The organism is Streptomyces sp. BE303 (genome assembly GCF_036290945.1).
Classification (GTDB): Bacteria; Actinomycetota; Actinomycetes; order Streptomycetales; family Streptomycetaceae; genus Kitasatospora.
Window position 1 is genome coordinate 1 of sequence record NZ_JAQYWZ010000152.1, and the last position, 6,793, is coordinate 6,793.

Sequence of the window (6,793 nt, forward strand, 5' to 3'; positions counted from 1 at the left end):
TACCGGCTCGAGTACAACACCGTCCGCCCTCACGAGGCACTCGCCTGGAACCGGCCCCACGACGTGCACACCGGCCAGGCCGACCCGCTCGTCCCCAACTTTCCCGAACCCCAAAACCTGCCAGTTACTTGACGCGGGACAGTTCAGCGGACGAGGGTGCCCGTGATCTTGTACACGTGGTATCCGGTACCCGCGAACGTGATGCGCTCGCCGGTGCGGGCGGTGGTGACGACCTGGCCGGTGTTCGTGTCCGTGACGGTGTAGGCGCCGTTGAAGATCGGGCTCCGCACGGAGAGTTGCTGGGGTACCCACGGGGTGATCGTGAAGGTCACGGACCCGTTAGCAGACCAGGTTGCGCCGACACTGGCGTTACCGCGTGCCTTGAGCCCGCTGTACGAGCCGGTTTTCCAGGCGGCCGGGAGCGCCGGCAGCGGCTGAATCTCGCCGTTCTGGCTCTGCAGAAGCATCTCGGTGATCCCAGCTGTGGCACCGAAGTTTCCATCGATCTGGAACGGTGGAGCGGTGTCCAGTAGATTAGGGTAGGTGCTGGACTTGAGCTGCTCGGACAGCACGGACTGTGCTCGGTTGCCGTCGAGCAGGCGCGCCCAGAAGTTCACCTTCCACGCAAGGCTCCATCCGGTTCCGGCATCGCCAGCTGTTTCACCCCGCGCGTTGAGGGAGACCTTGGCCGCGGCGGTGAGCGTGGGATTGCTGCGGGGGGAGATCTGGTTTCCCGGGTGCAGGGCGTAGAGGTGGGAGACGTGCCGGTGGTGATCGGTGCTCTGGTCCAGGTCGGCCTTCCACTCCTGGAGTTGGCCCCATGAACCGATGCGAAGGCCTGGGTCGAGTGATGCGAGAGCGGACGTGAGTCTGGACTGGAGGTCCGTGTCGGTGTTCAGGGTTCGCGCCGCGGCCAGGGTGTCGGTGAGTAGGCCCCAGACGATCTGCTGGGCCATGGAGTCCCCGGCCGTGAAGGAGCCGTGTTCGGGTGAGAAGCTCGGATTGGCCACGAGCTTCCCGTCGCGGGGGTCCGTTCGCAGGTTCGCCAGCCAAAACTCGGCTGCCCCCTTGAGGACCGGGTACACGTCGTCTCTCAGCTGTTGAGTGTTCCCGGTGAAGCGGTACCAGTCGTACAGCTGGGAGGCCAGCCATGCGTTGGCCTCGGGGAACCAGAACGCGGTCCCATGGTTCCCGACCCCGGTGTTCCCGAAGGGGTTCGTGCAGTTGTGCGTCACCCAGCCAGGGGTACCGAACATCTGGCTGGCGGTGGTCGTGCCCGCCTTGCTCAGGTCCTTGACGAGATCGACGAAGGGCGACATGGCCTCGAAGAGGTTCGTCTGGAGAGCCGGCCAGTAGTTCATCTGCACGTTGATGTTGGTGTGGTAGTCCGAAAACCAGGGCGGATTGGTGGAGCTGTTCCACACACCTTGGAGGTTCGCCGGCAGAGATCCCGCTCGCGACGAGGAGATCAGCAGGTACCGGCCGTACTGGAAGAAGAGCGCCTCCAGTGCTCGGTCTGCGGTGGAGGATCCGCCGGTGTACTCGTCCCGGAGCGTGTTGGTGGGCTTGTCCGGCATCACCTGTCCCACGTTCAGCTTCACCCGGTCGTACAGCGTGCGGTAGTCGGCCAGGTGGGCGGACTTGAGCGCGTCGTACGATGCGGCGATCGCCGCGTCGACCGCCGAGGTGACCCGCGCGTGCGGGTCGACCCCTCGGTAGGCGGGATACGACAGGGCGTAGTTGGTGCCTGCTCCCGTCACGAGGACGACACTGTCGGCGCCGGTGACGGTGACTCTGTCGCCGGAGCTGGTCACTGTGCCGCCGACGGCCTTCACCTGGGTCTGGGACTCGAAGTCGAGGCCGTTGTCCGCGAGTTTCCCGCGTACTGTGAGGCGCCCGTTTACGGCTGTCGTGGTGAAGTCTGTGCGTGGGGAGGTGTAGCGCAGCGTGAAGGAGATCTTGCCCGGTTGATCGGCGCTGATCCGGCCTGCGATCACCTTGCCCGGGTAGCTCGCGAAGTACTCCCGGCTGAAGGTGGTCCCCCCGGCCGTGTAGTTGACCTTGGCGACCGCGTCGCCGATGTCCAGCGACCTGCGATACCCGGTGTATGTGGAGGACGACCCGATCATGTCCAGGTAGAGGTCACCGAACGTCTGGTAGTAACCGAAGCCCGTACGGGGCGCCCCGAGCTTGCCGGCCACCCAGTTCGGGTCGGCCTTGCCGCTGGCGTCTATGGCGTCGATGACCTGGGCCAGGGCGCCGGGACGGGGAGCCGGCCAGTTCCCGTAGTTGTATCCGGGCGAACCGGGTCCACCGGTCCAGAGTGACTTCTCGTTGAACTGGAGCCTCTCCGAGGCCACTCCCCCGAACACCATGGCCCCCAAGGCCCCGTTGCCGATCGGCAGCGCCTGGGTCTCCCATGCCGAGGCGGGCTGGTCGTACCAGAGGGTCTCCGGGTCCGCGGTCGCCGCTGCCGCCGCCTGCTGCGCGGTCGACAACGCCAGCGGAAGGGTCACCGCCGCCAACCCCCCGGAGACCCCCGCGACGAATGCTCGCCGCGAGACCCCCCGGTTTGTCTCACCCGTCGTAACCTGTTCCTCGGTGGCGGGAGTGAGGTGGAACTGGTCTACCGGCGCCTCGGGGCCGCTGTCCTGAGTCACGCGTCGTGTGGGTTCCATGAGTGTTCCTTTCCAGGGGGGAATGCGGTGGAGGTCTGTGTCGGCCGCTATATGTCGGGGGCGTTCGAGGTCACCAGGACCGAGGCTGCTCCGGGCGTGGCAAGCTCGCCCTCGTGGCCAGGCAATGGGGGGTCGGCAATCCGGGTGGCGCGGGAGGCAGGGTTTCAGCCTCGGTGTCCGCCTCGCCGAGGTCGTTGAGGCGGACACCCGGTCTGTGGTGGTGGTCAGTTCGCGGAGGTGTAGACCGAGACCTCAGCCAACGAGAGATAGTTTGTACCCGGGAGTTGCACGCGGACGTACCTGCCTTGGGCGGCGACCGGAAGGGTCAGCTCAGGGGGCGGGGTACCCGCGATGTCGTACCGCCAGACAGCGGGATCGGCACGCAGGTCGGCGTAGCTGCGTCCGGTCATGTCCGATGCCGAGACGAACACCGAGGCGTTGCTGCTGCGATCGGCGTAGCCGTCGGTCCGGGAGTTAATCTTGATGGTGTTGATCGGGGTGGATGCCCCGAGGTCGACCTGCCACCAGGCGTGGGCGTCCAGACCGGTGTGCGTGACCGAGCCCGCCGCATAGACACCGTTGGTGTTGCCGTCGACGGCTTTCGCCGCGTTCTGGGGGGCGGAGGACTGGGTAGCCGGCCGTCCGAGCGCCACGTTGATCTGAGGGCTGCTGTCGGGGTAGAGGTGCTGAGCGGGCACAACCTGTGCACGCTGGTTGGGGCTCGACCAGACCAATTGGGCATACGCCTCTCCGGTGAGGGCGGTGTAGTCCACCTGGATGTTGTAGCGCTGCCCTGCCTGGAGTGAGATGCTGCCGGTGTCGGTGCGGGTGGTGGAATGGTGGGGCGCGTTGATCACCTGCTGGCCGTTGATGGTGACCTTCACACTTCCGTTGGAGACGGTGGAGAAGGTGTATCGCTCGCTGTACCGAGGCTGGATGTCCCCGGTCCAGCGGGCAGAGAAGTTGTCGGTCTGGATGGTGGGTGCGGGGGATCCGCTGTATCGCCAGGCGTAGTTGATGTCGGAATCGGTGCGCGTGACGGCGGGCGCTCCGGTGGCGGTGGTGTTGTTCCAGAACTGCGCCTTCAGGCCGGTTCCAGCGCCGACTGCTGCGGGGGCGGTGCTGATGGTCGCCTCGATGACGGTGGAGTACGGGTTGGTTCGGCCACCCGAGGGGGTGATGTCATAGCCGTCACCAGACGGCGTGAGTGCAACGCTCTGGGCACTGCCCAGGACCCTGGGGTTGGTGAGGGTGAACGGGGCGGCATCCGAGTGCTTGGCGATGTGCAGAGCGGTATCTGCTGCGGGCCAGTTGTAGACGTGGAAGTAGACCTTGTCGCCCTTACGGGTCGTCTGTCCCCACGAGGGCGCCACGAGGGGGCTCTTGGAGGCCCCGAAGATCGAGGCGCCGTTGGTCTCCATCCATGGCCCGACAACGGCGAGAGCGTTCTCCTGCGCGGTAGGGAGGCTGCCGTCGGCCCGAGGTGAGACATTGAGCAGGTAATTGGTGTTGAGGCTGGTGTCCTTGATGAGCGTGCGCAGCATCGTGCTGGTGAACATGAGCCCGTTGTCCTGCGGGGACCAGAACCAGTTGGTGGAGATCGTTTGGCAGTGCTCCTGGAGGCGGTTCGTAGGAGCCTGCTCGGGCCCGGTCACCTCGTGGGTGAAGTAGTCGCCCGCCATCGGCACACGCTTGGCAATGCGGTCGTTGATGACGACGTCCGGGGCGAGGGCTCGGATCTCTGCCTGGAACTTCTCGGCTTCGCGAAGGAAGTAGTTGGATGCGGGGTCGGTCAGCACGTCGCTGCTGCCGTCGAACCACAGAAGGTCGGGGTCGTAGCGGGTCAGCAGTTCTGACACCTGCGCCTTGGCTCGGGACAGGTAGGCGCTGATGTTGTTGGTGTAGTCCGGGTCGTGCCAGTCCCAGATCGAGTAGTAGAGGCCGAGCTTCAGGCCGGCGGCCTTGGTCTCTTGCTCGAGTTCCTCGATGATGTCCCGTTGGAAGCCGCTGTGGTCGCGAAGGTTCCAGTCGTTGACGGCGGAGTCCCACATGGCGAAGCCGTCGTGGTGCTTCGTGGTGAAGACGATGTACTTCATCCCGGCCTTCTTAGCGCTGGCCACGATGCGCTTGGCGTCCCACTGCGAGGGGTCGAAGTCTGCAGCGCCGGCGGAGTAGACATCGTCGGGCACGTTGCAGGTACGCCAGAGCCAGTCCGAGTGGCACCCGTTGTAGATGGCGCCGAAGTGGGAGGTCGGTCCGAAGTGGATGAACATGCCGAACTGCGCGTTGTCGCGGAACCACGCGGTACGGCTGTCGGACAGTGGGTCGCCGTAGGCGAAGTTCGTCCCCGGCCCGGCTGCGGCACTCGCCGTACTCGGCATCACGCCAGACAGCCCGAGGCAGACGGCGAGGGCCAGGAGCCCTCGCATCAATCGGTTCAAGACGATTTCCTCACGTGAGGGTGATGAGGGGAAGTCGCTCGTGGAGGGTGGGGCCGCGACTCGGTGGGCGCAGCGCGCCGACAGTTGCGGAGGCCCGGAGGGGTTGGGGTCGACGACACCTCGGCCGGCGGAGCGGGTGTATCACGGCGGTGGCGGCCGCCGGGTGGTGCCTGTGGGACGCAAGTGGAGCCCCGGGATACCGGGATGTCAACGGGTTGAACAGACTTTTCTATATGATCAAGGGTCGCCTTGAGTCACCGCGCGGCCGATCTCAGCCGACTGGAGGCGAGTGCGCCGCGATGGGTAGCCCTGCGTCATGCCGACGGGCAGTGGCGCGATAGCGAGGCATCTGCCCTGTTTTTCAACGATTGCTCCAGGCGTTCCAGCACCCACCCCTCGCCCCTCAGAGCAAGGCCGCCGAGAACTTACGGGATGCGGTTGTGTCAGAGCCCTTGACGCGGCGCAGCGGCTGGCTGAATATCGCTCCACCAAATCCTATTTGATTCTGGAGGTCGCGATGCGACTCAGATCCACTTCGTCCGTCACGGCGGCTCTGACCGCCGTCGCCCTGCTGGCCGGTTCCGCGGCGTGCACGGTGAAGAGCGCGGACAAGCCCGCGGACAGCCAGGCCCCGACCTCGTCCGCGGCACCCGCAACGGGTACGGGCGCCGGCAAGGGCACGCCGGAGGTCGCCGACGGCTCGGGCGTCAAGATCGCCCTCGTCCCCGGCGGGGCGCACCCGTACTTCCAGCCGTGGAAGAGTGCCGGCGCCGCCGCGAAGACGGCGTTGCGTCTCGGGGACGTGACATTCGACGAGACCGCCGAGTGGGAGCAGCAGAAGCAGAACAATCTGCTCTCGACGCTCGCGGCGCGCGGCTACAACGCCTTCGGCATCTTCGGGGTGTCGCCCACCGACATCAATACGACGTTCGCGGACCTCAAGTCGCAGGGCTTCGCGGTGGCCTCCCTCGCCTCGTGCCCGGCCGGCGGCTCGAACAAGGCGGACTTCTGTCTGTCGACCGACGTGACCCGCGCCGCGTACAAGGCGGCCACCGCCGCGATCGAGGCGATGGGCGGCCAGGGCACCCTGGTGCACCTGACCGGCAACAACGTGGACGCCAACACCCAGCTGCGGATCAAGGGGGTCGCCCAGGCGGTGGAGGAGTCCGGTGGCAAGGTGAAGCTGCTGCAGACCGTCACGGACATCGACAAGGACCTCCAGAGCGCGCAGAAGGCGGTCTCCGACCTGCTCGCCGCCAAGGGCAGCCAGATCAACGGCATCGTCACCACCGCCTACAACCCCGCCGTCGCCGCCGCGGACGCCGTCAAGACCACCGGCTCCAAGGCCAAGGTCGTCGCGATCGACGACGACCCCAAGATCCTCGGCGCGATCAAGGACGGCACGGTCGCCGCGACCGTCGTACAGAACCCGGTGGGCCAGGCGGAGGTCGGCTCCTGGGCGCTGGCCCTGCTGCAGACCAAGCAGTGCACGGTGCGCGACCCGGGCGCGATCGTCGACTCCGGCTCCTTCGTCGTGACCCAGCAGACCGTCGACACCTACGACGCCGACCGCAAGGCGAAGACGCAGCAGCTCAAGGTGCAGTTCACGGACACCGTCCTCACCTGCCGCTGACCACCACCCCGCCTCAGAGATCGGGCTTCGTCTGATGACCA

3 protein-coding genes are annotated in these 6,793 nt (G+C 66.3%); 1 reads left to right on the forward strand and 2 read right to left on the reverse strand.

All coding sequences use genetic code 11. The features are described 5' to 3' along the window. Positions 1-143: 143 nt before the first annotated feature. Positions 144-2,678 (reverse strand): glycoside hydrolase family 95 protein, encoded by a 2,535-nt coding sequence (locus PUR56_RS00675; RefSeq protein WP_329947403.1) that lies wholly within the window; start codon positions 2,676-2,678, stop codon positions 144-146. Between the two features lie 224 nt (positions 2,679-2,902). Further along, positions 2,903-5,119, reverse strand: coding sequence for an alpha-L-fucosidase (locus PUR56_RS00680; RefSeq protein WP_329947404.1), 2,217 nt, complete (start codon positions 5,117-5,119; stop codon positions 2,903-2,905). 517 nt (positions 5,120-5,636) lie between these two features. Here PUR56_RS00680 and PUR56_RS00685 point away from each other — a divergent pair. Beyond that, positions 5,637-6,752: a sugar ABC transporter substrate-binding protein gene (locus tag PUR56_RS00685; RefSeq protein WP_329947405.1), complete on the forward strand. Its 1,116-nt coding sequence runs from the start codon at positions 5,637-5,639 to the stop codon at positions 6,750-6,752. The last annotated feature ends 41 nt before the right edge of the window (positions 6,753-6,793 follow it).

Bases quoted from the DNA above. Each gene is read 5' to 3' on its own strand.
- PUR56_RS00675 (WP_329947403.1), bottom strand. From the start codon at position 2,678: ATGGAACCCACACGACGCGTGACTCAGGACAGCGGCCCCGAGGCGCCG.
- PUR56_RS00685 (WP_329947405.1), top strand. From the start codon at position 5,637: ATGCGACTCAGATCCACTTCGTCCGTCACGGCGGCTCTGACCGCCGTC.